1 protein-coding gene is annotated in these 1,469 nt (G+C 61.3%); it reads left to right on the forward strand.

What is annotated here, in order from left to right; all coding sequences use genetic code 11:
• Positions 1-45 precede the first annotated feature (45 nt).
• Positions 46-1,161: an IS110 family transposase gene (locus ADT71_RS00215; protein ID WP_043979833.1), complete on the forward strand. Its 1,116-nt coding sequence runs from the start codon at positions 46-48 to the stop codon at positions 1,159-1,161.
• Positions 1,162-1,469 lie beyond the last annotated feature (308 nt).

Raw genomic sequence — 1,469 nt, forward strand, 5'->3', positions numbered from 1 at the left:
CGATCTGCGTTGCTCGCCTGGGGGTCAGAGCAAAGGAGATAGTCGATGGCAAAAGGTACCAAATACATCGGGCTGGACGTGCATAAGGAAACTGTCGCGGTGGCGGTCGCCGAAGGTGAGCGTGGCGGTGAGGTTCGCTTCTACGGTACGATCTCGAATGAGGATGATGCTGTGCGCGGTTTGGTCAAGCGGCTTGGCGGTTCCGGCACCACGCTCAGCTGGTGTTATGAGGCGGGGCCGTGCGGCTACGGGCTTCAGCGTCTCCTGACCAAGCTCGCTCAGCCCTGTATCGTTATTGCGCCGTCGATGATGCCCAGACGGCCTGGCGATCAGGTGAAGACCGATCGGCGTGATGCCATGACGCTGGCCCGCCTGCTGCGTGCTGGAGAGCTTGATCCGATCTGGGTGCCCGACGAAGAGCATGAGGCGATCCGGGATCTGGTGCGGGCGCGGCGCTCTGCTCAGGAAGCGGCAACCTCAGCAAAGCAAATGGTGCGGAGCTTCCTACTTCGCCATGATCGACGGTATTGCGGCAAAACGGCGTGGACCAAAGCCTATTGGCGCTGGCTGTCAGAGCAACGTTTCGATTTTCCGCATCAGCAACTGGCCTTCGAGGAAGCAAAGCATCGCGTTCTGGAAGCACAGGCGCGCGTGGAAAGGCTGGAGGCGGCGCTCGCGGAAGCAGTGGAGGGCTGGCGATTTGCCGCTCTTGTTCGCAGCCTGCAGGCGCTGCGCGGAGTTCGCTTGATTGTCGCCGCAACTCTGATCGCCGAGGTTGGCGACTTGACGCGGTTCCAGAATCCGAAACAACTGATGGCCTACCTCGGGTTGGTGCCTTCGGAATATTCAAGCGGATCACGCGTCCATCGCGGCCGAATTACGCGGGCCGGCAACGCTCATGCCCGCACCATGCTTGTCGAGGCAGGCTGGACATATCGCCTACCTGCCCGCGAAGAGCGACGTTATCGGGATCGTGTCGCGGGATTGCCTGAGGATATTCAGGCAATCGGTTGGAAGGCGCAGGTGCGTCTTTGCCAGCGTTTTCGCCGATTGTCGGCGACAGGCAAGCCACAGCCCAAGGTCAATACGGCGATCGCTCGCGAACTCGTGGGCTTCGCTTGGGACATCGCTCGCCGGGTGCAGCCGGAGGTGACGGTTTGACCTGCCAGGGGGTTCAGCATCAGCTCAACCCTCTGGCAACATAGGCCTGGCCGGTGTGTCGCGGGCACCCGACTGTGATGGACAATCCTCGGTCAACGTTGGGGCAGGCAAGTCCGACGCCCGTGCTTAGAATGAGGAAGGTCCAGCGACGGACAACGGGTAGTGCGGTAACCAATCCGCGGATGAGAGCTTGATCAATCGTCGTCGATCAGGAGCCCGCGGCACTCCGGCCAGGCCAAATTCACCGCTAGCCGAAAGGTCGGCGGCAGGATAAACTCGTTCTGCAGCGCAGATGGCAGTCATGAGAG

Origin of the sequence: Novosphingobium sp. ST904, from assembly GCF_001298105.1 — a bacterium.
Classification (GTDB): Bacteria; Pseudomonadota; Alphaproteobacteria; order Sphingomonadales; family Sphingomonadaceae; genus Novosphingobium.